The organism is Nocardiopsis sp. Huas11, assembly GCF_003634495.1.
Classification (GTDB): Bacteria; Actinomycetota; Actinomycetes; order Streptosporangiales; family Streptosporangiaceae; genus Nocardiopsis.
Genome location: NZ_RBKY01000001.1, coordinates 5,159,787 through 5,184,550, shown reverse-complemented (window position 1 = coordinate 5,184,550; position 24,764 = coordinate 5,159,787). Strand labels below are relative to the sequence as shown.

The following is a 24,764-nucleotide window of genomic DNA, read 5'->3' as shown; positions in this document are numbered from 1 at the left end:
GTTCAGCGGGCGAAGCGTTTGAGGGTGTCGGTGTCCAGGACGATCCCGACCCCGGGGACCTCTACGGCCTCGCCGTAGGGGTGCTCTGACCGGTCCAGGTATCGGCCTACCGCCGGCCTGGAGTGGACCACGACGGCGTTGGCGTCGCGATCCACCAGCAGGTAGACGCCGATGCCGGTCGCTGCGTACGCGGCGGGCTTCTCGACACGGTCGCGGGTGTGGGTGTCGGCGTCGCCCGAGGTGACTTCGACGACGGCGAGGACCCCATCCGGTTCCGCCCACTCGGGAGATCCCCGGAAGTGTTCCCTGGGCGCGAGTACACCGTCCGGTCGGGCGCGTCCGTTGCGGTAGGTGTCCACCTTCAGGCCGCGTCCGGTGATGTTGAGACGCAAGTCGGGGCGATGCCCCATGAATTCCTGCATCATCCACATCAGGATCTCGTCGTGGTCGCCGTCGGGCACGGGGCGGGTCTCCATCTTCCCGTTCAGGTATTCGAGGTGGACGTCCTCGCGGGCCGCCAGGTGGGCGATCTCCTCGAACAGTTCGGGGCTGATCTGCGGTTCGGCGGCCGGTGGCGGGTGGTGGTCGGTGACGGTCATGGTTCCCCCTAGGCGGCGTCGGTGGTGGTCAGGGGTTGAACGGTGATGCCGGCGTGGACGTGGCCTTCGGTGTAGGCGCGCAGGAGCAGTTCGCACAGGACGGACATGGATTGGACGCCCTCGCTCCGGCGGCGCCGGTCGGCGTTGGACCAGGCGTTATCGAAGATGGCTGTCGGGTGGACACCGCGCCCTGGTGCGCGTACTCCTTCGGTGGGGACGGGTACGTCCAGGACGCCATTGGCGTAGGCGTTGAGGAGTTCGCTGAGGATGTGCCCAACGGTGATGGCCTGGGTGGCCGTCATGGCGTCGGCGCGTTCCCAAGTGGTGTCGTCGACCCATACCGAGCGCCTTCTACGCCCTGTGGTGCGCTTACTGGTCCTGGTCGGCATGCGGGTGTCTCCGTGAGGTGTCAGTCGTTGCGATGGCTGTCACAGCGCCGCTCGGTATCAGAAAGTATCACTGAACCACATTGGCAGTCTAAGCAAAAAGTATTAGGGGTCATCGCGGAGGAATCAGTTCTCCTGGACTTGCGTGACCGAGTCCGTTCACTCGTCGAGCACGCGGAACACCGTCATCCACTGGTCGGGGGAGACCGCGCCCACGGGGGCCTGCGGCGCGATCCCGGCCGCGCCCAGCGCCGCCGCCACCCGGCGGGCGGGCCGCGCCCGGCGCAACGAGGCGCCCAGCGACCCGCCCACGCCGCCGAAGCCCAGCTCCACCAGGTGCCGGTAGGCGGCCCGGCGCTCCGGACTCAGCAGGGGCCGCGCACGCCTGCGCAGCACGAGGATCCCGGCGTCCACACGGGGTACGGGGCGGAACCGGTCGCGGTCGATCCGCCCGGCCAACGACCACGACCACTCCGGCCACGTCAGCACCGTCAACCGGCTCCAGCGCCCGTAGGCGCCGGTGCGCTTGCGCGCGTACTCCAGCTGAGTGACCAGCGTGGCCCGGGTCAGCCCCGGGGCGGCCAGGCACCACCGCACGATGTCGGCGGTGCGGGCGTAGGGGATGTTGCCCACCACGGCGAAGGGGCCGCGCGGCGGACGGGCCCGGGTGAAGTCGGCGCAGACCACCCGCAGCGGCCGGTCGCGGTAGCGCTCCGCCAGCCGGTCGGCCAGGCGCGGATCGAGTTCGTAGGCCGTCACCCGGTCGGCGGCGGGGATGAGGAAGCGGGTGATCGCCCCGTCGCCGGGGCCGACCTCGACCACCAGGTCGTCGGGCCCGATCCCGGCCAGGCGCGCCACGCGGCGGGCGGCGGCGGGATCGGTGAGGAAGTTCTGGGACAGGCGGCGCCGGGTGTTCGCGGCGGAGCCGCGTCGCGGGCGTGGGGTGCGTGCCATGGTGCGGTCCGTTCCAGCCACGGGAGTGGCCGACATGGACGGGCACGCCGCGTTCGGCGCGGCATCGTGCGCGCGCCGGGATGGGTCCGGGCGGCCCGTCCAGGAGAAGGGTGGACAGGCGGGGACCTGGACCGGAACGCACACGGGCGCGCTCGCGCCGACCCCGGGCGGGGCGGCGCGGGCGGGAGACTCGACGGGGCACTCCGGGCGCGATGCGCCGGGCGGAGGAGGCCTCAGGCGTCGGTTACCGGTCCAGGGAGGCGGACCGGGGCCGGACGACGAGTTCGGGGGCGCTCAGGGACCAGGCCGATGCCCGGTTCGTGATCGCGCAGAAGCAGCACATGCGGCTCACCGTAGAAGAGCCGCGGACCGGCGGGCAACGGGTTTTTCCGGCGGCGGGCCCCGCGGGCGCGGGGGCGGCGCGACGCCCCCGCGCCCGCGCCGGAAAAGGACTCGCGTCCACGGGCCTGACCAAGCCATACTCGCGACCATGCCGAACTTCGCGGACTTCGACACCCGCCACTACCGCACCGTCGACGTGGCCACCGGCTACGACGGCTGGTCGAGCACCTACGAGGACTCCGTCCTGGACGCCATGGACCTGGCCCTGCTGGAGGGCCTCGCCCACCCCGACTGGGCCGCCGTCCGGCGCGCCGCCGACCTGGGCTGCGGCACCGGCCGCACGGGCGCCTGGCTGCGCGGGCGGGGCGTGACGCGCGTGGACGGCGTCGACCTCAGCGCCGGCATGCTGGACCTGGCCCGCGCACGCGGCGCCCACGACAGCCTCGCCCAGGCCGACGTGCGCGCCAGCGGTCTGGCCGCGGGCGCCTACGACCTGGTGATCGCCTCGCTGATCGACGAGCACCTGTCCGATCTGGCCCCGCTCTACGCCGAGGCCCGGCGGATCGCCGCCCCTGGCGCCACCTTCGCCCTGGTCGCCTACCACCCGCAGTTCATGATGGTCTCCGGGATGCCCACGCACTTCACCGACGACGCGGGGGAGGACGTGGCCATCACCACCCACGTGCACCTGCTCAGCGACCACGTGCGCGCCGCGATGGCCGCCGGGTGGCGGCTGGCCGAGCTGTCGGAGGCCACCGTGGACGACGCCTGGATCGCCGCCAAGCCCAAGTGGAAACGGTTCCGCGGCCACCCCATCTCCGCCGCCCTGGTCTGGGAGCTTCCGGCCTGAGGCCGACCGGCCCCCACCACGCGGGCGGCACGGGTCACGGAGCGGTCAGGGCCTCCAGCCACACGTGGCGGTGCCGTTCGACGTAGCCGGCCGCCGGCCCCCAGTGGTCGGCGTGCCCCTGCGCGTGCAGCCGCGCCCACGGCTGCACGCCCGTGCGCGCCCCCTCCTCCAGGGTGTGGAACATGCCGCGCACCCGGTGCAGGACCGCGTCGGGCAGTTCCCGCCGCTGGGCGTCGTCGCAGCCGTAGCCGTCGGCCAGCGCGCGCAGGCGGAGGGCGTCGGCCCGCGGGTCACCGCCGGAGTGCAGGGGGACGAAGCCGTGCGCGGCGTAGCCCAGGTCCTCCATCCGCGAGCCCGGGGCGGCGCCGTCCCAGTCCACGAACACCCAGCGCTCGCCGTCGCGCACCAGGTTCCACGGGGCGAGGTCGTGGTGGCACACGACCTCCTCGCGCAGCGGCGGCAGCCATCTCTGCCACGCGGCGTCCGGCGGCGGACGGTACAGCGCGGTCAGGTCGTGCAGGCGCCGGATCATCCCGCCGACCCGGCCCAGCTCGGCCGTGGTCAGCGGCGCCATCCGGTCGGCCATCGTCCCTGGCACGTACTCCAGCACCTGCCGGCCGCGGTCGTCGCGCCCCAGCCCGGCCGGCGCTCCGGTGTAGCCCCGGCGCTCCAGGTACCGCAGCAGGTCCAGCACCGACCGCGAGGAGGGGAGCCAGGGCTTGCGCACCGTGGCGCCGGCCCGCCCGACCTCCGCGGCCACGTTGCCGCCCGTCAGCGGGGTCTCGTTCGGCCCCGAGGGCCACAGCTGCGTCATGGCTCCCATGCTCCGGTTCATGGGGCGCCGCCGTCCACCCGATTAACGGGAGCCGTCCCCGCTCGCGCCGTCGTCCTCCAGCGCCGCGCGGTCGATGCGCGCCATCGGCACGAGCAGCGTCAGCACCAGCAGCGCCATCACCGCGAACACCGCCCGCAGCCCCAGCAACTGGGCGAGGAGCCCGCCCGTGGCCGCGCCCAGCGGCATGGTGCCCCAGGCCAACAGGCGATAGGCGCTGTTGACCCGCCCGAGGAGGGCGTCGGGGACGGTCCGCTGGCGCAGGCTCACCGTGATCACGTTCCACACAGCGATCCCCACGCCGCCGACCAGGAAGCCGGCCGCCACCGCGTACGGACTCGTGCTGAGCGCGGGTGCGCCGACCAGCAGGGCGGAGGCCAGGACGGTCAGCCGCAGCGACCACGCCCGGCCCAGGAGGCGCTCGATCCGTTCGGCGCCCAGTGCGCCGAGCAGGCTGCCGACCGCGGCGGCGGTCATGAGCACGCCGTAGCCGGGTTCGGTCAGGCCCAGCGCCGAGTCCGGGCCGACCGCGTACAGCACCAGGACGGCGAAGACCGCGTTGGTGGCGAAGTTGGAGACGCCCACCATGACCGCGAGGGTCCGCAGCAGGCGGTGGCCCCACAGGAACCGCAGGCCCTCGGCGATGTCGGCCCGCAGCGTCGCCGGCGCAGCCCGCTCCACCCGGTAGCGGCCGCCCACGGTGACCAGCGCCCCCACCGCCACCAGCCACAGTCCGGCCGGCGCGGCGAACGCGGTGAGCAGGCCGAGCGCCACCAGCAGGCCGCCCAGCGGCGGGCCGACGAACTGCTGCGCGGTCAGCTCCGCGGCGTGCAGGCGGCCGTTGGCGGCCGAGAGGCGAACGCGCGGCACGACCTGCGGCAGGATCGACTGCGCGGCGGTGTCGTAGACGGTCTCGGCCACGCCCACGCACAGCGCGACCGCGTACAGCGTCCAGATCGAGGCCGTGCCCGAGGCCAGCGCCAGCGCCAGTGCCGTGAGTGCGAGGCCGCGCGCGAGGTTGGCGCCGAGCATCGCCGCGCGCCGGTCGACCCGGTCGGCCAGGGCGCCGGCGGGCAGGGCGCACAGCAGCCACGGGACGGTGAGCGCGAAGGTCACGCCCGCGATCAGGGGCGGGGAGTCGGTCAACCGGAGCGCGGCCAGGGGAAGGGCGACCTTGAGCACGCCGTCGGCGAGGTTGGACAGCCCTGAGGCGCCCCAGAGGCGCCAGAACCGGCCGCCCAGGGGCGGGGTCGAGCCGGTGTGGGGGTCGTCGGGACGCGGCCAGGTGGAGGAACCGGACATGGATCGACGATGACAGATCGATTGAGAAAACTCAATCGATTCGTGCGACCTCGATGGTTGTTACGCTGGCGACCATGAGTGACGAGGAAGAGCACGGCGCCCCGGCCCCGGCCAGGCGGAGGCGTCCGGCCACCGTTCAGGAGGCCAAGGCCCTGGCACACCCGCTGCGCGTGCGCATCCTGCGCCTGTGCCTGCACCAGGAGCTCACCAACCGGCAGCTCGCCGACCGCCTCGACACCACGCCCGGCACGGTCCTGTACCACGTACGGCAGCTGGTGGCCGCGGGTCTGCTCGTGGCCGCGCCCGTGCGCGCCGGCGCCAGTGGAGCGCTGGAGAAGCCCTACCGCTCCACGGGTGAGTCCTGGTGGCTGGAGGGGACCCGGTCCGACACCGGCGCCTACGACACCGCTCCGGTCAGTGCCTTCCAGCAGGAGCTGGACGAGGCCGGACCGGAGTCGGTGCGCACGTTCGCGCGCTTCGCGCTGCACCTGTCGGACGAGGACGTCGCCGAACTCGACCGCCGCATCGTCGCGGTCCTGGACGAGTACGTGTCCACCGACCACCGGCGCCGGGACCGGCCCCTGTACGGCGGGGCGTTCATCGTGCACCGCCCCGCCGAGTGAGCCTCAGCCGTAGATCAGGAACAGCACGAACACGATGACGACGATGAGCGCCGCCAGCACGGCCGCGGTGATCTTCACGGCGCTGTAGGGGCGCTCCCCCTGGACCTCGCCCGTGCAGCCGTTGACCACGATCTGCCAGGACTTGCCGCTGTGCAGGTAGGCCCCGGCCCAGACCGGCAACAGGACGAGCTTGCCCTTGACGTCGCGGTGCTCGGTCGAGACCGACGACACCTTCTGCTCGTCGCCGCCGATGTCGCGGCGGCAGTCCTTCTCGATGGCCTCGGCCATGATCTTCTTGGCGGCCTCCAGCCCTGTCTCGGGCTCGACGTCGTAGCGCAGGGCCTCGTGCCCGGCCAGGTACTCGGGCCGGTGCGGCTGCGCCTTCTTCAGCGGCCACGGCTGGAGGGCGGCCACCTTCTCCGGGTCCACCTGCGTCGTACCGGCGACCAGGACGTCGTCGAAGTCACGCGACACGGTGCCCTCCACCCGGCGCCAGCGCGTCTTGCGGACCTGCCGCGTCTTCTGGACGCTCTTGCCGTTCTCCTGCGCGGTGTAGGTCTCGGTGACGTAGTAGTACTCGCCCCGCTGGCCCTTGTAGTCCGAGCGGGTTCGGGAGTCGAAGGTCCAGTGCGGCAGGTAGGTGCTCCTGAGTCGCTCCGCCTCGTTGACCTTCTTCAGGCTGTTCGGCGCGAACCAGCGGCTGCGCGCCCACGTGCCGAGGGAGTCGCGCGCCGCGACCCGGTCCACCTGGAAGGGCAGGACCGCCTCGGCCGCCACCTGGGAGTCGTCGGAGGTGTCGGTGACCAGGGGCGCCGTGCAGAACTGGCACGTGCTCGCCAACTGGTCGCCCTGCACGTGGGCGCCGCAGCCCTGGCACACCGAGTGCCGCGCGGCCAGTTCCGAGGCCGGACGGCGGGTGAAGAGGGCCTTGACGTCGTGCTCGCGGATCTTCGCCTTCTTCTCCTGCGCCACGCGTTCCTGGCTGCCGCAGTACGGGCAGCGCATCTCACCGACGCCCGGTGCGAACTCCAGGGACGCGCCGCAGGTGCCGCAGGGGTAGGCGCGGTGCGCGTCCGAGGGGGAGGGGGGAGGGGCTTGGGGGTCTGGCATCTCAGTCCTACTGGGTAGTTCGGGGGAGGAGGACGCGGAGCGGGCGCGCGGAAGGCGGGGGTGGGGGCGTCCCTCCGGGGAGAGCCGTCCCTCAGGAGGGCGGCATGGGGGGAGGGGTGGCCGCGAACAGGCCGGACAGCTCCGACACCTGGCCCGCGGGGGTCCACTGCTCCATGCCCTCACGCCACACCAGGGTGTCGCGGGTGAGCTGCCCGGAGCCGGCCCGCTGGGCGAGCACGTCGGCGCCGAAGGGGCCCTGCTGCTGTCCAGAGGCGCCCACGAACCACTGGACCTGCTGCGGCAGCGGGGGCGGCCCGGCCGGTGCCTGCGGCTGGGCGGCCTGCGCCGGCTGCTGGGACTGTGCCGCGGGCTGCTGGGGGTTCGCGTTCTGGGCCATCTGCTGGGCGGCGGCCAACCCCATGCCCATGCCCAGCGCGTCGGACATCCCGCTCCCGGGCGTGCCCGCCGCGGTCTCCACGGCGTTGGCGGTCTGGAACTTCGAGTAGGCGTCCAGGTCGCCGACCATGCCCATCTGCGTGCGCTTGTCCAGGGCCTTCTCGACCTCGGGCGGCAGCGTGATGCTCTCGACGTTGAACTGGTCGATCCGCAGGCCCACGGACGCCATGTCCTCGGACAGCACGGCGGCCAGGCGCTGACCCATCTCGTGCTGCTCGGCGGCCATGTCCAGCACGGGGATGTCGCGCGCCGCCGTGCCCAGGGCGCTGCCCAGGCGGCTGACGATCATCTGCCGCAGGTAGCCCTCGACCTCCTCGGTCCGGAACATCGGGTCGGTCCCCACCAGTTCGCCGACGAACTTGGCGGGGTCGACGACGCGGGCTGCGAACCCGCCGAAGGCACGCAGGCGCACCGGGCCGAACTCGGGGTCGCGCACCATGACCGGATTCTTGGTCCCCCACTTGAAGTCGGAGAACAACCGGACGTTGACGAAGTAGACCTCCGCCTTGAAGGGGGAGTCGAAACCGTGCTTCCACCCCTTCAACGTGCTCAGGATCGGGACGTTGCGGGTCTCCAGGGTGTAGGTGCCCGGCGTGAACACGTCGGCGAGCCGACCCTCGTTGACGAACACCGCGGCCTGTGACTCGCGGACGATGAGCTGGGCGCCCATCTTGATCTCGTTGTCGTGGCGGGGGAACCGCCACACCATGGTGTCCCTGGTGTCGTCGGTCCATTCGATGATGTCGACGAGTTCTCCGCGCAGGGAGTCGAGCAGGCCCACATTGTCTCCTCATGCCGTCGTCGCCCGCTGAGGGCGTCGGGTGGAACACGTGTTGGACGCCCAGGGGGTCTTGGAGGTTCCACCGGAACGGGCCCCGGCTCCGCTCACAGGCCGATCCAGGTACCGGCGGGCGCCTGTTGGCCGCGTCCGGGGACGGAGTGGTCGCAGATCCCCTCGGCGAAGATCCGCGCGGCCCGCGCGGCCTGCCCCTCGTCGAAGTCGGCCGGGTGCTCCGCGGCGTCGAAGGGCCGCAGCCGGCACGCCAGGACGTCGGAGGACAGCGGCGCGCCCGCCACCGTGCGCGGCGAGGTGTGCACCGGGAAGGCGTCCGAACACCGGTCGCCGCCGGTCAGAGGGCGCTGCTCGGCCACCACGCGCTCGGCGTCGGCGCCGTCGCCGATCCAACAGGAGTCCACCAGCCACTCCGGGCGGGCCGCGCGCACGTGCTCGGCCCGCGGCCGTCCCGGATGGGCGGCCTCCCGCTCGCGGACACCGCTCACCCACGCGTCGAGCTCGGCCAGCGCGCGTCCGGGCACCGGGGCCGAGGCGGAGAAGCGGCCCCGGTCACGGGACTCCACCAGCATGACGTGGTTGTCGGCGTGGCCGTTGGCCGCGAGCATCCGTGCCCGGGTGGAGAAGGAGTGGTAGCGCTGGTGGATATCGCCGCCGGGGGTGTCGTCCTGGTACTCGCGGTAGTCCACCACGGGGATCTCGGCCAGCCCGCCGCCGGTGTGCAGGACCCGCCCCGTGCGGTGCGCGGCCACGACCGCCCCCGGATCGGCCCGGATCCGCTCCCCGACCACCCGGGCGTCGGCGTCCAGGCCGCCGATGTGCTCGTTCAAATGCAAGAACGCGTCCACGTCGAGTGTGCCGTCGAGCAGGGCGCCCAGGCCGTACTGGACGCCGACGTTGTCGAGCGGGCGGCGGGGCAGGCCGGTGTCCGGGTCGGTGCCGTAGACGTTGACGGTGTGCGCGAACAGTTCGCAGCGGGCCCCGTCCGGGCGGTGCTCGGGGTGGTAGCGCTCCTCCTCCGGCAGCTGGTCCGGGCACGTGCCCATGGGGTCCAGGCGCACGGCCGAGTCGGCCATGCGCTCGATGCCGGCCCAGTGGCCGAACCCCGACACCGCCGTCTGCTGCTCGCGGGTGAGCGCGCCGGGGTGGGCCCGTGCGTACTCGTGCAACAGGCGCGCGTCGGCCACCGCGGGGACCACGGACGAGACCACGTCCGGGAAGCTCTGGGCGACGACGATCCCGTCCAGCAGGCCCGGCTGGTTGTCGGCGATCTGATGGGCCTGGTAGGCGCCGCCGGAGTTGCCCCAGCCCAGAGTCGCGTCGGGCACCCCGTGGGTGAGGACGAAGCGTTCCTTGACCGCGGCGGCGCTCTCGGCGGCCAGCAGGTCGTTGCAGTTGTGGCCGAACACGTTCAGGGAGGAGGAGGCGACCGCGTACCCCCGCCCGAGCATGCCGGGGTCCAGCACGCCGGCGGTGGAGCGGCCCTGGACGTACCAGCCGCCCGCGCACCCGCCGCCGAACGTGAACACGAGCCGGCCGTTCCAGCCCGCGGGCCGGTGCCAGGGGTCGGGGCGCTCCTCGCCCGGCGTGTACAGCACCGCCGTCTCGTAGATCGACCGGTTGGCCGTGCCCGTCAGCACCCGCACGGTGAAGGGGACCGTCCGCCCGGTGGAGACCGTGGTCTCGGCCGCGTCCGAGGGCACCCGGTCCGGGTCGGGCATCTGCTCCCACGCGCCGCCGGTGGTCCGGTACATGTACCTCTCCACCGTCCGCGCCGAGCAGTCCGCGTCCAGGGCGGGCCCCAGCGTCCCGCCGCCGTGCAGCGCGAAGGCGTCGGTGTCGCACACGAACGGCTCCTGGTGCGGGCCGGAGAACACCGGGCCCTGGGCCGGGTGGCCGGTGACCGGGAGCCGCGCCGAGAGGTCGGAGTCGCGCACCGTCGCCACGAGCGTGGAGGCGCCCTCGGGCAGTTCGGTGACCACGCCCTCCAGGGCCAGGCCGCCGTCGTCGAGCACGACCGTGCGCAGGTCCCCGGTGACGTCGGAGCCGTCGGCGGTCAGCCGCACCAGGTGCGGCTCGACCGAGGCGGGCAGGGCCACGCGCACCAGCGCGGTGCCGGCGGTCACGGTGTCCGGCCGTGAGGAGAGCACCTCGACCGTGAGCGGACGGGCTCCGTCCGGGTCCGCCTCCGCGTCCGGGGCGACGGCCGGGGGAGGGATCGCGGGCGCGGCCGAGGCGGGCAGGGTCGAGGCGATGACGGTGGGCAGCCCGGCCAGGGGTGCGCCGGAGACCGTGAGCAGGGCGGCCAGCGCGGCCGCGCCGACGCCGAGCAGGCCCCGCGCTCTCGGGCGGCTCAGCACGGGCGCCCCGGCGCGGGGCGCCGGGCGGCCCGCCCGTCCGGCAGGCGTGGCCGATCACCCGCGTACGGGCCGGTGACGCCGGTGCCGGTCACGTTCCGGACGCCCCGTGTCCGTCGCGGGCTTCGCGCTCCCATGAGGGGAGCGATACCCCGAACCGGGGTGCGGTGAACCCGGGCCGCCCCGGGCCGGACGCCGCAACGGCTCCGCGTCCCCGCCGTCCCCGGGGACGCCGCCCTCCGCGGTCAACTCCTGGAGATCCGTCGGCCGGAGATCCGGCCCGGCACGATCTTCAGCACCTGGTCGCGCTTGCCCGCCGCCCAGGGTTTGGCGAGCCGTCCCTGCGGGATGCGGCTCAACTCACCATCGTCGCGGATCCACCGGCAGCGGCCCGAGGCCAGCACGCTCCACCCCTCGAAGTGCTCGTGGTCGAAGTGGTCCACCTCGAAGGCGGCGTAGCCGCGCCCGTGGCGCATGATGGTCCCGGCCAGGTTGGACCGGAACACGATCGTGTCGTCGAGCAGCGCGTAGTTCACCGGCAGCACCGTGGGCGCGGCGTCGCCTTCGATGGTGAACGCCACCCGTCCGATGCCGCGCGTGGCGAGCAGGTTGAAGCACGTCTCCCGTTCGAGCACGGTGAAGCTGGAGTCCGTGCTCTCGGCGATGTCCGCGCCCACCAGCAGTTCCGCGTCCTCGCCCAGCTGCTCGGTGCCCGCCAGGTCCGCAGAGGACGCGCGCGGAGCCGGGGGCGTGGGCGCCCCCGTGACGCTCCCGCGCCCTCGTCCCGACTCGTCCGCACCGCTTGAAGAAGTCATCACGCGCCCCCTTGGTCGCACGACGGATTCGCTGCCTGTCCGCCACCATCCTCCCCGGCGGTCGTGTCGACGGAGCCGTCCGTCGGTCCCGACCCTGGCGGCGAAGGTCCTCGATCCTCGCCTCCCCCGGCGACCTGCGGCTCAAACAGGGCGGGACGTTCGGCTCACGACCGGACCGTCCTTGTTGGCTAGGCTGTGCACTCAGAGCCGTGGCCTCTCGCGTCCGCGGCGGCCGGGCCGCCCGGACCGCCCGGGGCGGTGACGAAAGGGTGTCAGCCGATGAGCGGTGAAGGCGCGATCCGCGTGTTCCTCGTGGACGATCACGAGGTGGTGCGGCGCGGGGTGGGCTCCCTCCTGGCCGACGAGGCCGACATCGAGGTCGTGGGCGAGGCCGGCACCGCCGCCCGGGCCCGGGCCCGGATACCGGCGCTGGCCCCGCACGTCGTCGTGCTGGACGTGCGCCTGCCCGACGGAGACGGAGTCACTCTGTGCCGGGAGATCCGCTCGCGCCTACCCGAGACACGGATTCTCATGCTGACCTCCTACTCCGACGACGAGGCGCTCTACGGTGCCGTGATGGCCGGGGCGTCGGGGTACATCCTCAAACAGATCCACGGCACCGACCTGGTCGGCGCGGTGCGCACGGTGGCGGAGGGCCGCTCCCTGCTCGATCCGGAGTCCACGACCCGGATGCTGACCCGGTTGCGCGAGGACGCCGTGCGCCAGGACCCCCTCAGCGAACTCACCGAGCAGGAGCGGCGCGTCCTGGAGCTGATCGGGGAGGGTCTGACGAACCGGGAGATCGGCGCCAGGATGTTCCTGGCCGAGAAGACGGTGAAGAACTACGTCTCACGCGTGCTCGCCAAACTCGGCATGGCGAGGCGTACCCAGGCGGCCGCCTACGCGACCAGGCTGTCCATGAGCGAGGGCCGGACCCACCGCTAGCGCGCGGCCCGGTCCCCGCCCGGACCGTTTCAGCCGTCCCGGCGCGCGGGGGCCGGCTGGACCCGGCACGGCACCCGCCACTCGACGGTGGTGCCCTCGTCCTGGGCCGTGGTGATGACGACCTGGCCGCCCAGCTCGTGGGCGCGGGACTCGACGTTGCGCAGGCCGCTGCGGCCGGCGTCGTCGGGGATGCCGCACCCGTCGTCGACCACCCGCAGGCGCAGGTCGTCCCCGACCGACAGTTCCACGTCCACCCGGGTCGCTCCGGCGTGCCGGGCGACGTTGGACAGCAGTTCGCGCAGGACCGCCGCGAGGTGCTCGCCGACGGTCTCGTCGACCTCGTTGTCGATGGGCCCCTGGGTGAGCAGGCGGGGTGCGAACCCGAGGATGTCACCGGCGCTGTTGACCAGGTCCAGGACCCGGGAGCGCAACCAGGAGGGATTCGATCCGGTGCTCTGCAGGGCGAAGATCGTGGACCGGATCTGGCGGATGGTGTCGTCCAGTTCGGTGACGGCGTTCCGGACCCGTGCCGCCGTGCCCGTGTCATCGATCCGTCGGACGGTGCCCATCAGGGTGATGGCCGTGGCGTAGAGCCGCTGGATGACGGTGTCGTGCAGGTCGCGGGCGATCCGGTCACGGTCCTCCAACACCGTCAGCCGCTCGGAGTCCAACCGGGCCTCGGCCAGCTCCAGGGCGACGGCGGCCTGGTCGGCGAAGGAGGACAGCATGCCCAGCCAGCTGTCCTGGAAGGCGTCCCCGTCCCGCGAGCGGGCCAGGAACAGGATGCCGCGGGCGCCCTCGGGCGGACCGAACGGCAGGACGATCACGGGCCCCGCACCCAGGTCGCGGAGGAAGTCGGCGCCCTGGTGCCCGGGTTCGGACACCTCGGCCATCAGGGCGTCGCCGCCGCGGTAGACGCGCCCCAACAAGGTGTCGGGGCCGCAGGACAGAACCGCCCCCTCCAGGGCCGCCCACCGCCGGCCGTCACCGTCCTCAGGGGCGTCCCAGACCCGCACGGCCAGCGTGTCGGGATCGGATCCGGGCATGGCGATGACCGCGCAGTCGGCGTGCGCCATGACGCGGGCCCGACGCGCGACCAGCCGCAGGACCTGCTCGGGTGCGGCGCCGGTCAGCAGCTGCGTGGTGATCTGCCCGGAGGCGTCGAGCCAGGTCTCACGGCTCTGGGACTGGGAGAACAGCTGCGCGTTCTCGATGGCGGTACCCGCCGCGGTGGCCAGGGCCCGCAGCAGGAGTTCGTCGTCCTCGGTGAACCGGGTGCCGTCGCGCTTGTCGGTCATGTACAGGTTGCCGAACACCTGGTCGCGGATGCGGATGGGCACCCCCAGAAAGGAGCGCATGGGCGGGTGGCCCTCGGGGAACCCGCGCGATTCGGGGTGATCGCGCACGTCGCTGAGCCGCAGCGCGTGGGGCTCCTTGATCAGCAGGCCGAGGATGCCTTTACCTTCGGGCCAGTGCTCGATGGCGGCGATCTCCTGGGGCTGGAGGCCGACCGGGATGAACCGGGCGAGTTCGCCGTCCGGACCGATCACGCCCTGGGCGCCGTAGCGGGCGTTGACCAGGCGGGCGGCGGTCTCGGTGATGCGCAGCAGCAGCGGGTCCAGGTGCAGGCCCTCGCCGATGGAGATGACCGCCTCCAACAGCGTGCGGATCCGGTCCTGGGTCGCGGAGATGTCGGACATGCGTGCCCTGACCTCGTCCAGGAGGTCGTCCAGCCCAGCGCGGGGAAGGGACAGCCGGTTCCGCTCGTCGTGCTCGTACGGATCGTCGCCTGGCTGACTCATGAGGGCTCATCTCCGGCCGGTGTCGAGGCTGATGACTTTGACCCTACGACCCCACCACCTCGCCCGTCTCCCGCCTACCGGCCCGGGTTCCAGAAGGTGTCCGGAACCGTTTTCGCGAATCCGCCACGCCGATCCCGTCGCTTTCAGTAGCCTGCCGCCGTGCCCACGATCGAACACGAGTTCCTCGTCGAGCTCTTCCAGAACGAACCCGATCTCGCCCCCCGACTGGTCGCCGAGGTCTTCGGCATTCAGATGCCGACCTACACGGCGGCACGCCTGGAGTGCGGGAACCTCAACGACGTGCTACCGACGGAGTACACCGCCGACTCCGTCATCACGCTCCGCGACCCGGCCAAGGTGCGTCGGCTGGGCAAGAGACGGAGCGACGCGACGGCGGCGGTCGTCGTCGAGATCCAGCGGGGCCACGATCCGGGCAAGGAGCTGAGCTGGCCGGTCTACCTGACCACCCTGCGGGCGCGGCTGCTGGGCGCGCCCACCTACCTCGTGGTCCTGTGCCCGGACCGCGCGGTCGCCCGGTGGGCGGCCCTGCCGATCCCGATGGGGCACCCGGGGTACGACCTGCAGCCGATGGTGATCGGTCCGGACGAGGCGCCGCTCGTGGACGATCCGGCGGAGGTGGGGCGGGCGCCGGAACTCGGGGTGCTCTCCACCCTGGTCCACGCGGCCGCACGGCCGGAGCTGGTGGACGTGCTCATGGCGGGGCTGTCGAAGATCGACCCCGATCGGGCGGCCAACTACACTCAGTTCGTGATGGCTCTGCTGGACGGGGCGGCACGGGAACGCTTGGAGGCGATCATGAAATCGGCGATCTGGGAGTTCAGTACCCCCTTCACCGAGCAGTACAGGGCCCAGGGCCGCGCTCAGGGCGAGGCCGAGGCCATCCTGATCTTCCTGGATGCCAGGGGGATCGCGGTGAGCGACGAGGTCCGCGAGCGCGTCACGTCCTGCACCGACCAGGAGACGCTCCGGACGTGGTTGCGCCGTGCGGCGAAGGTCGAGACCGCCGAGGAGCTCTTCGACTGAGTGCCGGTAGCCACCACAGGACGCCGCTTCCGGACGACCGGTGGAGAGCCGGGCCTGTGCCGAACGCCGGGGGTCGTGCCCAGGTGGCCCAGATCGGATTCGAGCTGTCCGAGAGCGAGCCGCACAAGGAATCCGCTCTGTTCGGCGTAGAGCCGCAGGCTCGGCCCGTGTGCTGACCGAACTCGGTCAGGGAACGCGAGTCAGGAGCAGGGGGACGGGACTCGTCTCCAGCATCTTGGAGCTGACACTGCCCAGTACGAGCCGGGACAAGCCCATGCGGGCGTGGCTGGCCAGCACCGCCAGCGCGCCGGGGCGCCGCGCGAACAGCCCGGTGATCCCTTCCGCGGGATCCGAGCCGGTGAGCACCGTGGCCCCGGCCGCCAAGCCGTTCTCCTGCAGACGCGCGGCCGCGTCCGAGACGCGCGTGGCCGTGTCGTCGTCCGCGTCCCCGTCCCGGACATGCACCAGCTCCAGTTCCAGCTTGAGCTGTTGGGCCCAGCTCCCGGCCACGGCCAGAGTCGCCTCATCACGGTGCCCGCCGTCGCAGCAGACCACGGCACGCTCGTACACGTCCTCGGCCTCACCCGGCCGGTAGCGCGGACCCACCATCACCACCGGCGATTCAACGTGGTGCAGTACGTGCTCGGTCACGCTCCCCGCGACCAGCCGCGAGAACCGGTCCCGGTTGTGTGTGGCCATGCACACCACGGTGCCCGGCTGCTGGGCGACCGAATCCACGATCACGGCGCCCGCCCAACCGGCGCCCACCACGGCGACCTCGACGCGCTCATACATCAGACCGGCCGCGATGTCGTCGATGTCCTGCGCCCACTTGCCGTGCACACGGTCGTGCACCGTCATCAGCTCCACCGGGACCTGGAGGGTGCGGGCGATCCGCAGCGCCGGGTCGATCGCCGAAGCGGCCTCACGCGAGCCGTCCAGCGGCACCAGCAGCCGACGGATGGCCGACGGCCGCACCGCCGAGCCGTGTCCGCGCCACCTGAGCCACATCGCCACCGATAAGCTCCTTATGAAACCACCGCATCCCCGACCATGAGGGACGATGACCGTTCAACTGCCTGCCGACGGTTGGATCCTGGCAGGGGGATTCCTGCTGATTGCGGCCATCCTAGCGGCCGGGTTCGCCAGCCGGATCCGGCTGCCCGGCCTGCTGCTCTTCCTCGCGCTGGGCATGCTCATCGCCGACGACGGCCTGGCCCTGGTCACCGTCGACGACCCCCGCCTGGCCCAGATCGCAGGCACCGTGGGGCTGCTCCTCATCCTGTTCGAGGGTGGCCTGACCACCAAACCGGGTGACATCCGGCGCGCGGCCGCACCCGGCTTCCTGTTGGCCACGGTCGCCGTCCTCATCACCGCCGCCCTCGTGGGCTGGGGCACCTACCTGCTGCTGGACGTCGCACCGCTCACCGCCTTCCTGATCGGCGCGGTCGTGGCCTCCACCGATGCCGCGGCCGTCTTCGCGATGCTGCGCCGCGCCCCTCTGCCCCGCAGGCTCGCCTCCCTGCTGGAGGTGGAGTCCGGCGCCAACGACCCCATCGCCATCATGCTCACGATCGGGCTCATCGCCACCTGGCAGGGCACCCCCGCCCCGGCCGAGTGGGCGGTGTTCGCCCTCGTCCAACTGGGCGGGGGCATCGCGGTCGGCGTCCTGGTCGGACTGACGGGAAGCTGGCTGCTGACCCGCATCAACCTGGGACCCGCCGGGGTCTACCCGGTGCTCGCGCTGGGAGTGGCGGGGCTCTCCTACGGGTCGGCGGCCGTGCTGGGAGCCTCCGGCTTCCTGGCCGTCTACATCACCGGTCTGATCGTGGGCGCCCGCGCACCCCTGCACCGCCGCGGTATCCGCAGTTTCCACGAAGGTCTGTCCAACACCGCCGAGGTCGGGCTGTTCCTCATGCTGGGGATGCTCGTCTTCCCCTCCCAGCTGCCCGCCGTCGCCGTGCCCGCGCTCGCCGTCTCGGCGGTCCTCATCCTTGTGGCCAGGCCGGTCGCCGTGACGCTGTGCCTGGTGTGGTTCGGCTACAGCTGGCGGGAGCTGGTCTTCATCAGCTGGGTGGGTTTGCGCGGCGCGGTGCCGATCGTGCTGGCCACCTTCCCGTTCGTGGCCGGCTACCCCGATGGCGCGCTCATCTTCAATGTGGTCTTCTTCGTGGTCCTGCTGTCGGCGGCGGTGCAGGGGGTGAGCATCCGGGCGGTGGCACGCCGGCTCGGGCTGTCCCGAGGTGAGGAGCACACGCTCTCGCCCGTGGCGGAAGACGTTCCGCTCAGCGATGTCAACACGGAGCTGATCGAGGTGCGGGCGACACCGGACCTGTACATCGTCGGCCGACAGCTGGAGCAACTGGACCCCCCTCACGGGCTGGTGACCACGATCGTGCGGGGCTCACACGTGTTGCTCCCCACTCCTCGTACCCGGATCAGGGAGGGTGACCTGATCATCGTGGCGATGGCGAGGCGTCCGGACGCGAACAGGCTGGTCACCGCATGGGCCAAGGGTGAGACCTTCACGTGAGGGCTCAGCGGCGTCTCGGTGGCCCGTCCCCCTCGGGTGCGCGGTCGGCGCGGCGTGCGGCCGGTTTTCTCCACGATCGCACAGCTGGATCCTGAAGCGCTGCCAAAGCGGCCTGTGAACTGCGACGACGGCCGTTTCCGGTCACATGCGACGAGCCAGGAGGTAGGCCTGGGGCACGCCCTCGCCGGGGTCGGGCTCGCGGACCGCCCGCACGCGCACGGACAGTCCGGCGTCCGTGAGCAGGTCGGCGACATCGTCCGGCCGGAGTCGCTGGAAGTCGAGCGAGACCTCGTGCCCGAGCGGCCGCTCCAGGTACAGCGGCTCGTCGCCGACCTGGAAGGCGAGCATGAGGTGCCCGCCCGGGGCGAGTACCCGGTGGAACTCCGCGAACGCCCCGGGCAGGTGCTCCGGCGGCATGTGGATGATCGAGTAGTAGGCCAGGGCGCCGCCCACCGAACCGTCGGGCAGGTCCAGGTCCAGGATCGAACCCACCTCGAAGCGCAGGCCGGGGTGCTCCCGCCGGGCCAGCTCGACCATCGCGGGGGACAGGTCGATCCCGAACACCGGCAGGCCCAGGTCGCGCAGGTACGCCGTCACGCGGCCGGACCCGCACCCAAGGTCGGCGACCTGGCCGCCCTCGGAGCGGACGAGTTCGGCGAACATGCCCAGCATCGCCCGGTCCATCGGCATCGCGTCGAGCGCGTCGCGGAACCGGTCGGTGTAGGTGGCGGCGAAGGCGTCGTAGAACGTGCGCGCCTCGGCCAGGAAGTCGGGTGGTGTCACGGTCGAGCACCTTACCCGGCCCTGGAGTCGGGTGGCCTCCCCGCCGCTTTCCGGTCGTCCCGAAGGGCGAAGACGTCACCCGCCCGGAAATAGCGCCAGCCGTACTTGCTGCGGAAGGACTTCACGTCGTCGAGGCGGCCGACGCGGGCCCACGCGCGCAGAGTCGACGGGCAGACGCCGATGACGGCCGCCGCCTCCCCGTTGGTGAAGTACATGTCCGGGTGGGTCTCTTCCAGGAACTGGATTTCTCGTTCGTCCATGAGCCCAGCATCCGACTCGTCCCCGCCATTGCGCGAGGAACGAGCATGTGTCCCCAAAGTAAGGGTGCGCAATTCAACATAGGGCTACGCTTTCACTATGACGCAACGTTTTCCCCAGCACCTCAACAAATTGCGGATTTTGTCCGGATTGTCGCAGAGGCAACTCGCGTCCCGGGCGAGCGTGTCCCCTTCCGCGTGCTGCCGCTGGGAGAAAGGGGAGGTCTCCCCGAGGCGTGGGCACGTCGAGACCCTGGACCGCCTTCTGGGCGCCGAAGGGCGGCTCGTCCAGACGTGGCAACGGGACACCACGGATGGGTCGCTGCCGTCATTCATGCAAGATGCCGGATTACTGCAAGCGGAAGCCATCACGATCGACTTCGTGTCGCCCGTTCTGGTGTCCGGGTTGATTCAATGTCCCTCCTACGCGCGCATCGTCTTTCGCGAAGCGAACCCCACTCTTCCGGATGCGGCGATTGAACGTCTGGTCACCGCCAGGTGTGCGCGATTGGCGTTTCTGAGGAAACGCAACAATCCCATGGTGACGGCTGTTTTCCCGGAGAGTGCGCTCACCTGGCCTCCGGAATCGGTGCGCCGGGAGCAGGTCGAACACCTGCTCGCTCTTATGGACGACGAACGGATACGCGTCCACCTGGTGCCGAATGGGTCCGTGCTGGTCGGCGTGACGTCGCCGCTCTTCCTGGTGAAGCTGGTCGATGGAGGGCGCGCGGCTTCGAGCGATCACGTCAGCGGTAACGTGATCATCGAGGATTCAGAGGACTTTGAGCGGCTGTCCGAACTGGTCAAACGCGCCTTGGGTGCCTCCCTCCCCGAAGGTCGGTCCCGGAAAGCACTGGAGGATCTACTGTGAGTGGCTGGCACAAGTCCAGTTGGTCGGACACCGGTGGCCATTGCGTGGAAGTACGTGAGCACCAGGACGCGGTGGATGTGCGCGACACGCAGAACCGGAACGCCGGTCACCTGTCCTTCACCGCCGTCGAATGGGCCGCGCTGGTGGCGACGGCCGCGCGCTGACCCCGGCCCCGCATCGGGAGGGCCCCGCCGGAGAAGTCCGACGGGGCCCTCCCGCAGGGGGTGCTCATCTCTATCTTGCGCCGCGCGAGGGGATCGCGTCCAGGGAGTCGTCCTTGGTCTCTCGGCTGAGCAGCAGTGCCACCAGCGTGATCACGCCGACCAGCACCAGGTATCCGCCGACCCAGTTCAGCCCGAACCGGCCCGCCAGCCAGGTCGCGATGTAGGGAGCGAACGACGCCCCCAGCAGACCCGCGAGGTTGTACGCCACCGACGCGCCCGTGTAGCGGACGTTGGTCGGGAAGAGCTCCGGCAGCTGGGCGGCCATCGGCCCGAACGTCAGGCCCATCAGCGACAGCCCGATGATGAGGAAGGCCATCACGCCGACGGTGCTCCCGCTGCCCATCAGCGGGCCCATGGCGAAGCCGAACACGATGATGGCCACGGTCGCCGTGATGAGCGTGGGGCGGCGGCCGAAGCGGTCGGCGATCAGACCGGAGATCGGTGTGAACAGCGCGAAGAACAGCACGCCGATGAGCAGGAACACCAGGAACTGGGACCGGTCGTAGCCCAGACCGGACTCCGCGTCGGTGCCGAAGCCCAGCGAGAACACCGTCATCAGGTAGAACAGCACGTACGTGGCGACCATGATGAGCGTGCCCAGCAGGACCGCGACCCCGCTGGTGCGGAACACCTCGACCATCGGCGTCTTGACCCGACCGCCCGAGGCGATGACCTTGGCGAAGGCCGGGGTCTCGTGCAGCGTCAGGCGCACCCACAGGCCGATGACGATGAGGACCGTCGAGAGCAGGAACGGCACGCGCCAGCCCCAGGCCAGGAAGGTCTCGTCGCTCATCGTCTGCGTGATGATGAGGAACACTCCGTTGGCCAGGAAGAACCCGATCGGGGCGCCCAGTTGCGGGAACGTGCCGTAGAACGCGCGCTTGGCGCGCGGTGCGTTCTCCGTGGCCAGCAGGGCGGCGCCGCCCCACTCACCGCCCAGACCCAGTCCCTGGCCGAACCGGCAGACCGCCAGCAGCACCGGGGCCACCACGCCCACCTGGGCGTAGGTGGGCAGCACGCCGATGCCCACGGTCGCGATCCCCATCGTCAGCAGCGACGCCACCAGGGTCGCCTTGCGGCCGACCCGGTCGCCGAAGTGGCCGAAGACCCACGATCCGACCGGCCGCGCGACGAACGCGATCGCGAACGTGGCCAGCGACTGCAGCCGCGCGGCCATCGCGTCGCCCTCGGGGAAGAACAGGAGCGGAAACACCAGTACCGCAGCGGTCGCGTAGATGTAGAAGTCGTAGAACTCGATGGACGTGCCGACGAGGCTCGCCGTGAGGACCTTGCGTTTGGGGTTGGTCGGCGGCTGCTCCGCATCGACTCGTGGCCGATCGGGCTCCGGCGTGGCCGAGGCGACGTCCTCCGCGGTCATAACGTTCTTCTTCCCAGCTCAGACTTGGTCGTTCGGCTGGATCCTAGCCCGATTGTGCACCATGTGGGATCTCTGTCTCATAGTGTGGACATTCGGGGTGCTCGGGACCTTTGGCCCGTTCGGCCCGGGCGGGCGGCCGCCCCCGCGCGGCAGGGCCTCGCGGGGACCCACGCCCCCGGCCCCCTCGTGCATGTATGAGGCGCCTCACCTGAGCGCCGTGTCACGGACCGCACCGGCCGTCTCGTCCTTGCTGCGAAGGCCTCCCGAAGGCCGCCGCCACGCGGAAGGGACCACGTTTCCCATGACTCACCGACTGCTCGTCCTCGGCGCCGGATACTCCGGACTCGCGGCCGCCCGCCGCGCCCACGACCTCGCCCGGCGCGAGCGCGCCGACGTCACCGTCACCCTCGTCAACGCCACCCCGGACTTCGTCGAGCGGGTCCGCCTGCATCAGGTCGCCGCCGGTCAGGACGTCGGCGTGCACTCCCTGGCCCACGCCCTGGACGGCACCGGCATCGACCTGGTGGTGGGCCTGGTCGAGGGAGTGGACCCCGACGCCCGCGCGGTCACGGTGCGCGCCGGCCAGGGGCCGCGCACGCTCGGCTACGACTCGCTCATCCTCGCCCTGGGCAGTTCGGCCGGGGCCGGCCGCGTACCCGGAGCCGACGAACACGCCCTGACCATCGCCGACCTGGACGGCGCGCGCGCCGTCGCCGCACGCATCGCCGCCGACCGGCCCGAACGACTGGTGGTGGTCGGCGGCGGGCTCACCGGCATCGAGGCCGCCAGTGAGATCGCCGAGTCCCACCCCGGCATCGGCGTCGCACTCGTCACCGGCGGCGAGGTCGCGCCCGGAGCCGGGGTGCGCGGACGGGCCCACGTGCGCCGCGTCCTGCACCGGCTCGGTGTGACCGTGCGCGAACACGCGCGGGTGGAGGAGGTCGACGCACAAGGCCTGCTCATGGCCGACGGCGAGCGCGTCCCCGCCGACCTCGTGGTGTGGAACGCCGGGTTCAGCGCCTCCGGCCTGCCCGCGGCGATCGGCCTGGCCGTGGACGACGACGGCCGCGCGATGGTCGACGCCTCCCAGCGCTCGCTCTCCCACCCCGACGTCCTGGTCGTGGGCGACGCCGCCCATACCCTGGGCTCCTCGGGCGCACCCCTGCGCATGTCCTGCGCGATGGGCCTGCCGATGGGCTGGAACGCCGCCGAGGCCGTCCTCGCCCGTCTGGCCGGGCGCACTCCAGCGGCCGCCCCGTTCGGCTACCTGGTCCAGTGCGTCAGCCTGGGCCGGCGCGACGGCCTCATCCAGTTCGTGCGCGCCGACGACAGCCCGCGCCCGTTCCACCTCGCCGGCGGCCTGGCCGCGCGCGTCAAGGAGTACATCGTCGCCGGGGCCTATGACAACGCCCGCACCGGCGGCCAAGCCGCGGTGTACCTGCGGGTGTCCCGCGCGGTGGCCCGGCGGCACCTGCGCCGGGAGGGCGCGCGGCCCGGCGCGGTTCAGCGCAGGGCGCCCTCCGCGGGCGCGGCTCAGCGGCGGGAGCCCTCCACGGGCGCGTCGAAGGGCGCGTCCCTCGGCGCGGCCAGGAAGGGTCGCATGACGCGCTCGGCCAGCGGCGTCGACGACAAGCGCAGCGCCTGACGGCGGACGAACAGGCGGGTGGCCGTGGCCGGCACGAACCACCGTGCCAGGCCGCGGCCCGCGCGCTGTTTGGCGTCGATGACCGGCTTGACCCTGCCCTCGTAGCGCCGCAGCGCGGCCGTGATCTCCTCGGTCGTCCCCCCGGTCGGCGCGCCGCGCGCCGCCCGGCGGCCCGCCGCCAGCGGCCCCAGCTCCTGGGCCAGGACCTCGGCGGCGGCCACCGCCATGCTCGCCCCCTGCCCGGCCATCAGGGAGACCGCCTGGCACGCGTCGCCGACCAGGACCACGCGCGCGGCGGACCAGCCCGGCATGATGATCTGCTCGACCTCGTCGTAGTAGGGCCGGGGCGGGCAGGCCGCCAGGAGGCGGGGCACCAGCCAGCCCAGATCGCCGTGGACCCGGCGCAGCCGCGCGCGCGGGTCCTGCGGCAGTGAGCCGTCGGGGGACAGGTGGCACAGGAAGGCCGCCCCGGTCGTGTCGGAGAGGCGGTACATCCCCGCCTGGACTCCGGGGGCCTCCACCGCCTGGAACTCGTTGGCCAGGGCCCCCATCAGCTCGGGGTCGCTGAACACGTACGCCGCGGCGTGCGCCCCCAGGTAGCGGCGGTAGCGCGACTCCGGCCCGAACACGAGCCGCCGCGTGCGCGAGTGGATCCCGTCGGCGCCCACGAGCACGTCGGCGCGCTCGGCCGAGCCGTCGGTCAGGACCGCCGTGACGCCGTGCTCGTCCTGGCGCACCTGGTCGATCCCGGTCCCGTACCGCACGTCGGCCGCGGGGCCCAGCGCCTGGCGCAGCACCCGCTCCAGGTCGCCGCGCAGCAGCGTCAGGTAGCGCCCGCCGGTGAGCCGCGCGGGCACCGACGCGTCGATGCGGGCCGAGTCGCGGCCGTCGGCCCTGCGGTAGCGCAGCGCGTTCAGGCCGAGCCCGTACTCGTGGACCCGCGCGCGCAGGCCCATGCGCTCCAGGGTGTCGTAGCCGGGGCCGAAGTAGTCGATGACGTAGCCGCGGTCCAGGGTGCCCTCGGCGGAGTCCGGCGCGTCCGGCGCGTCCAGGGCCGCCAGGCCGGTGGCGGCGGAGGGGGCGGGTGCCCGTTCGACCACGGTCGCCTGCCAGCCTTCGCGGCGCAGCCACCACGCCGTGGCCAGTCCGGCGATGCCGCCGCCGATGATGATCGCTCTCACCTGGGGTCTCCTTCGGGTGCGGGCGCCGCGAGCATGCGGCGCAGGGGTTCGAGGTAGGCGTCGGCGGGCGGCACCGGGCCCAGTGCCCGGTGCAGGACCACGCCGTCGAGGAACGCGCACACCAGTTCTGAGGCGGCCTCGGGGTCCGGGGTGCCGTGCTCCCGCAACCACGCGGTGACGGCGTCCCGGGTCCCGGTCACGATCCGCGCCATGACCGCGTGCAGCTCGGGGTCGCGGGTCGCGGCGAGGTAGGCCTCGGTGACCAGGACGGACGCGGGGTCGTCGCCCTGGAACTCGTCCAGCGCCCGCAGCGCGCCCACGACCCCCTCGGCGGGGTCGGGCGCGGAGGTCATGGTGGCGAGCGGGCCGCCCAGCAGCTCCTCCAGGACGGTCGCCGCGGCGGAGCGCAGCAGGGCCGGAAGCGAGTCGAAGTGGTAGTGGACGAGCCCGGAGCGCACCCCGGCGCGGGTGGCGACCAGGCGGGTGGTGACCGCGTTCCACCCCACCTCGGGGATCAGCTCCACGGCCGCCGCCAGCAGCCTGGCGCGGCTGGAGCGCCCGCGTTCGACGGAGGTGACGGGGGTTTGGTCAGTTGCCTTGGTCATATGACCAAACTACGGGCGCGCGCCGCCCAGGGCAAGGGGGGAGTGCGGGCGCACAGGCGGCGCGGCGGCCGAAGGGG

General features: G+C 72.3%; 24 protein-coding genes. 8 read left to right on the top strand and 16 right to left on the bottom strand.

The features are described 5' to 3' along the window. Positions 1–2: 2 nt before the first annotated feature. The 3 genes from DFP74_RS23445 to erm form a co-directional block, all read right to left on the bottom strand. Positions 3–599: a Uma2 family endonuclease gene (locus DFP74_RS23445; protein WP_121184786.1), complete on the bottom strand. Its 597-nt coding sequence runs from the start codon at positions 597–599 to the stop codon at positions 3–5. Positions 600–607: 8 nt separating this feature from the next. After that, positions 608–988: a hypothetical protein gene (locus DFP74_RS23440; protein ID WP_147453904.1), complete on the bottom strand. Its 381-nt coding sequence runs from the start codon at positions 986–988 to the stop codon at positions 608–610. Between the two features lie 156 nt (positions 989–1,144). Beyond that, on the bottom strand, positions 1,145–1,939 hold the full coding sequence (erm, locus tag DFP74_RS23435) for an ErmE/ErmH/ErmO/ErmR family 23S rRNA (adenine(2058)-N(6))-methyltransferase (protein ID WP_121184782.1): 795 nt from the start codon (positions 1,937–1,939) through the stop codon (positions 1,145–1,147). Positions 1,940–2,429: 490 nt separating this feature from the next. On the opposite strand from erm, the gene DFP74_RS23430 reads away from it, so the two are divergent. Further along, a complete protein-coding gene (locus DFP74_RS23430; protein ID WP_121184780.1) occupies positions 2,430–3,131 on the top strand; it encodes a class I SAM-dependent methyltransferase in 702 nt (233 codons plus the stop codon). A 34-nt stretch (positions 3,132–3,165) separates the two neighbouring features. On the opposite strand, the gene DFP74_RS23425 is transcribed toward DFP74_RS23430, so the two are convergent. After that, positions 3,166–3,945 (bottom strand): phosphotransferase, encoded by a 780-nt coding sequence (locus tag DFP74_RS23425; RefSeq protein ID WP_121188461.1) that lies wholly within the window; start codon positions 3,943–3,945, stop codon positions 3,166–3,168. 42 nt (positions 3,946–3,987) lie between these two features. After that, entirely contained in the window at positions 3,988–5,265 is a 1,278-nt protein-coding gene (locus DFP74_RS23420) for an MFS transporter (RefSeq protein WP_199725760.1), read from the bottom strand. 74 nt (positions 5,266–5,339) lie between these two features. Between DFP74_RS23420 and DFP74_RS23415 the strand changes: the two genes are divergently transcribed. Continuing rightward, positions 5,340–5,888: a transcriptional regulator gene (locus tag DFP74_RS23415; RefSeq protein WP_121184778.1), complete on the top strand. Its 549-nt coding sequence runs from the start codon at positions 5,340–5,342 to the stop codon at positions 5,886–5,888. A 3-nt stretch (positions 5,889–5,891) separates the two neighbouring features. Here the strand turns inward: DFP74_RS23415 and DFP74_RS23410 are convergent, their stop codons facing one another. The 4 genes from DFP74_RS23410 to DFP74_RS23395 all read right to left on the bottom strand — a co-directional run bounded on the left by DFP74_RS23410 (position 5,892) and on the right by DFP74_RS23395 (position 11,419). Further along, positions 5,892–6,998, bottom strand: a complete 1,107-nt coding sequence (locus DFP74_RS23410) for a hypothetical protein (protein ID WP_121184776.1) — start codon at positions 6,996–6,998, stop codon at positions 5,892–5,894. A gap of 91 nt (positions 6,999–7,089) precedes the next feature. Next, entirely contained in the window at positions 7,090–8,235 is a 1,146-nt protein-coding gene (locus DFP74_RS23405; protein WP_121184774.1) for an SPFH domain-containing protein, read from the bottom strand. A 104-nt stretch (positions 8,236–8,339) separates the two neighbouring features. Then, the gene (locus DFP74_RS23400; protein WP_233571120.1) at positions 8,340–10,607 is read right to left on the bottom strand and encodes a DUF6351 family protein; all 2,268 of its coding nucleotides are present in this window, start codon (positions 10,605–10,607) and stop codon (positions 8,340–8,342) included. A 242-nt stretch (positions 10,608–10,849) separates the two neighbouring features. After that, the gene (locus DFP74_RS23395; protein WP_121184772.1) at positions 10,850–11,419 is read right to left on the bottom strand and encodes a pyridoxamine 5'-phosphate oxidase family protein; all 570 of its coding nucleotides are present in this window, start codon (positions 11,417–11,419) and stop codon (positions 10,850–10,852) included. Positions 11,420–11,698: 279 nt separating this feature from the next. Between DFP74_RS23395 and DFP74_RS23390 the strand changes: the two genes are divergently transcribed. After that, positions 11,699–12,364 carry a response regulator transcription factor gene (locus DFP74_RS23390; RefSeq protein WP_121184770.1) on the top strand — a complete coding sequence of 222 codons (666 nt, stop codon included), beginning with the start codon at positions 11,699–11,701 and terminating at the stop codon, positions 12,362–12,364. 29 nt (positions 12,365–12,393) lie between these two features. On the opposite strand, the gene DFP74_RS23385 is transcribed toward DFP74_RS23390, so the two are convergent. Next, complete coding sequence (locus DFP74_RS23385; protein WP_121184768.1) at positions 12,394–14,166, bottom strand: GAF domain-containing protein; 1,773 nt, start codon at positions 14,164–14,166, stop codon at positions 12,394–12,396. Positions 14,167–14,325: 159 nt separating this feature from the next. Between DFP74_RS23385 and DFP74_RS23380 the strand changes: the two genes are divergently transcribed. Next, positions 14,326–15,210, top strand: a complete 885-nt coding sequence (locus tag DFP74_RS23380; protein ID WP_121184766.1) for a hypothetical protein — start codon at positions 14,326–14,328, stop codon at positions 15,208–15,210. Between the two features lie 186 nt (positions 15,211–15,396). Here the strand turns inward: DFP74_RS23380 and DFP74_RS23375 are convergent, their stop codons facing one another. Then, entirely contained in the window at positions 15,397–16,221 is an 825-nt protein-coding gene (locus tag DFP74_RS23375; protein WP_121184764.1) for a universal stress protein, read from the bottom strand. 52 nt (positions 16,222–16,273) lie between these two features. On the opposite strand from DFP74_RS23375, the gene DFP74_RS23370 reads away from it, so the two are divergent. Continuing rightward, positions 16,274–17,743 carry a potassium/proton antiporter gene (locus DFP74_RS23370; protein ID WP_121184762.1) on the top strand — a complete coding sequence of 490 codons (1,470 nt, stop codon included), beginning with the start codon at positions 16,274–16,276 and terminating at the stop codon, positions 17,741–17,743. Positions 17,744–17,884: 141 nt separating this feature from the next. Here DFP74_RS23370 and DFP74_RS23365 read toward each other — a convergent pair whose 3' ends face one another. Then, positions 17,885–18,526: a class I SAM-dependent methyltransferase gene (locus DFP74_RS23365; protein WP_121184760.1), complete on the bottom strand. Its 642-nt coding sequence runs from the start codon at positions 18,524–18,526 to the stop codon at positions 17,885–17,887. A gap of 11 nt (positions 18,527–18,537) precedes the next feature. After that, on the bottom strand, positions 18,538–18,786 hold the full coding sequence (locus DFP74_RS23360; protein ID WP_121184758.1) for a MerR family transcriptional regulator: 249 nt from the start codon (positions 18,784–18,786) through the stop codon (positions 18,538–18,540). Between the two features lie 97 nt (positions 18,787–18,883). Between DFP74_RS23360 and DFP74_RS23355 the strand changes: the two genes are divergently transcribed. Next, positions 18,884–19,654: a helix-turn-helix transcriptional regulator gene (locus tag DFP74_RS23355; RefSeq protein WP_121184756.1), complete on the top strand. Its 771-nt coding sequence runs from the start codon at positions 18,884–18,886 to the stop codon at positions 19,652–19,654. Then, the gene (locus DFP74_RS23350; protein WP_121184753.1) at positions 19,651–19,818 is read left to right on the top strand and encodes a DUF397 domain-containing protein; all 168 of its coding nucleotides are present in this window, start codon (positions 19,651–19,653) and stop codon (positions 19,816–19,818) included. Before DFP74_RS23355 ends, DFP74_RS23350 begins: the two co-directional genes overlap by 4 nt. Before the next feature lie 70 nt (positions 19,819–19,888). Here DFP74_RS23350 and DFP74_RS23345 read toward each other — a convergent pair whose 3' ends face one another. Then, positions 19,889–21,256, bottom strand: a complete 1,368-nt coding sequence (locus DFP74_RS23345; protein ID WP_121184752.1) for an MFS transporter — start codon at positions 21,254–21,256, stop codon at positions 19,889–19,891. A 301-nt stretch (positions 21,257–21,557) separates the two neighbouring features. Between DFP74_RS23345 and DFP74_RS23340 the strand changes: the two genes are divergently transcribed. After that, positions 21,558–22,901 carry an NAD(P)/FAD-dependent oxidoreductase gene (locus DFP74_RS23340; protein WP_121184750.1) on the top strand — a complete coding sequence of 448 codons (1,344 nt, stop codon included), beginning with the start codon at positions 21,558–21,560 and terminating at the stop codon, positions 22,899–22,901. Here the strand turns inward: DFP74_RS23340 and DFP74_RS23335 are convergent. Together DFP74_RS23335 and DFP74_RS23330 are read right to left on the bottom strand one after the other, a co-directional pair. Continuing rightward, a complete protein-coding gene (locus DFP74_RS23335) occupies positions 22,790–24,082 on the bottom strand; it encodes an FAD-dependent oxidoreductase (RefSeq protein ID WP_158613042.1) in 1,293 nt (430 codons plus the stop codon). The two genes, DFP74_RS23340 and DFP74_RS23335, sit on opposite strands and share 112 nt — an antisense overlap. Further along, positions 24,079–24,687, bottom strand: coding sequence for a TetR/AcrR family transcriptional regulator (locus tag DFP74_RS23330; RefSeq protein WP_121184746.1), 609 nt, complete (start codon positions 24,685–24,687; stop codon positions 24,079–24,081). Before DFP74_RS23330 ends, DFP74_RS23335 begins: the two co-directional genes overlap by 4 nt. Positions 24,688–24,764 lie beyond the last annotated feature (77 nt).

Coding starts and splice junctions, on each gene's coding strand:
- DFP74_RS23440 (WP_147453904.1), bottom strand. CDS start 988: ATGCCGACCAGGACCAGTAAGCGCACCACAGGGCGTAGAAGGCGCTCG.
- DFP74_RS23370 (WP_121184762.1), top strand. CDS start 16,274: ATGACCGTTCAACTGCCTGCCGACGGTTGGATCCTGGCAGGGGGATTC.
- DFP74_RS23410 (WP_121184776.1), bottom strand. CDS start 6,998: ATGCCAGACCCCCAAGCCCCTCCCCCCTCCCCCTCGGACGCGCACCGC.
- DFP74_RS23345 (WP_121184752.1), bottom strand. CDS start 21,256: ATGACCGCGGAGGACGTCGCCTCGGCCACGCCGGAGCCCGATCGGCCA.
- DFP74_RS23375 (WP_121184764.1), bottom strand. CDS start 16,221: ATGTGGCTCAGGTGGCGCGGACACGGCTCGGCGGTGCGGCCGTCGGCC.
- DFP74_RS23445 (WP_121184786.1), bottom strand. CDS start 599: ATGACCGTCACCGACCACCACCCGCCACCGGCCGCCGAACCGCAGATC.
- DFP74_RS23395 (WP_121184772.1), bottom strand. CDS start 11,419: ATGACTTCTTCAAGCGGTGCGGACGAGTCGGGACGAGGGCGCGGGAGC.
- DFP74_RS23425 (WP_121188461.1), bottom strand. CDS start 3,945: ATGACGCAGCTGTGGCCCTCGGGGCCGAACGAGACCCCGCTGACGGGC.
- DFP74_RS23415 (WP_121184778.1), top strand. CDS start 5,340: ATGAGTGACGAGGAAGAGCACGGCGCCCCGGCCCCGGCCAGGCGGAGG.
- DFP74_RS23340 (WP_121184750.1), top strand. CDS start 21,558: ATGACTCACCGACTGCTCGTCCTCGGCGCCGGATACTCCGGACTCGCG.
- DFP74_RS23360 (WP_121184758.1), bottom strand. CDS start 18,786: ATGGACGAACGAGAAATCCAGTTCCTGGAAGAGACCCACCCGGACATG.
- DFP74_RS23330 (WP_121184746.1), bottom strand. CDS start 24,687: ATGACCAAGGCAACTGACCAAACCCCCGTCACCTCCGTCGAACGCGGG.
- erm (WP_121184782.1), bottom strand. CDS start 1,939: ATGGCACGCACCCCACGCCCGCGACGCGGCTCCGCCGCGAACACCCGG.
- DFP74_RS23390 (WP_121184770.1), top strand. CDS start 11,699: ATGAGCGGTGAAGGCGCGATCCGCGTGTTCCTCGTGGACGATCACGAG.
- DFP74_RS23430 (WP_121184780.1), top strand. CDS start 2,430: ATGCCGAACTTCGCGGACTTCGACACCCGCCACTACCGCACCGTCGAC.
- DFP74_RS23385 (WP_121184768.1), bottom strand. CDS start 14,166: ATGAGTCAGCCAGGCGACGATCCGTACGAGCACGACGAGCGGAACCGG.
- DFP74_RS23420 (WP_199725760.1), bottom strand. CDS start 5,265: ATGTCCGGTTCCTCCACCTGGCCGCGTCCCGACGACCCCCACACCGGC.
- DFP74_RS23355 (WP_121184756.1), top strand. CDS start 18,884: ATGACGCAACGTTTTCCCCAGCACCTCAACAAATTGCGGATTTTGTCC.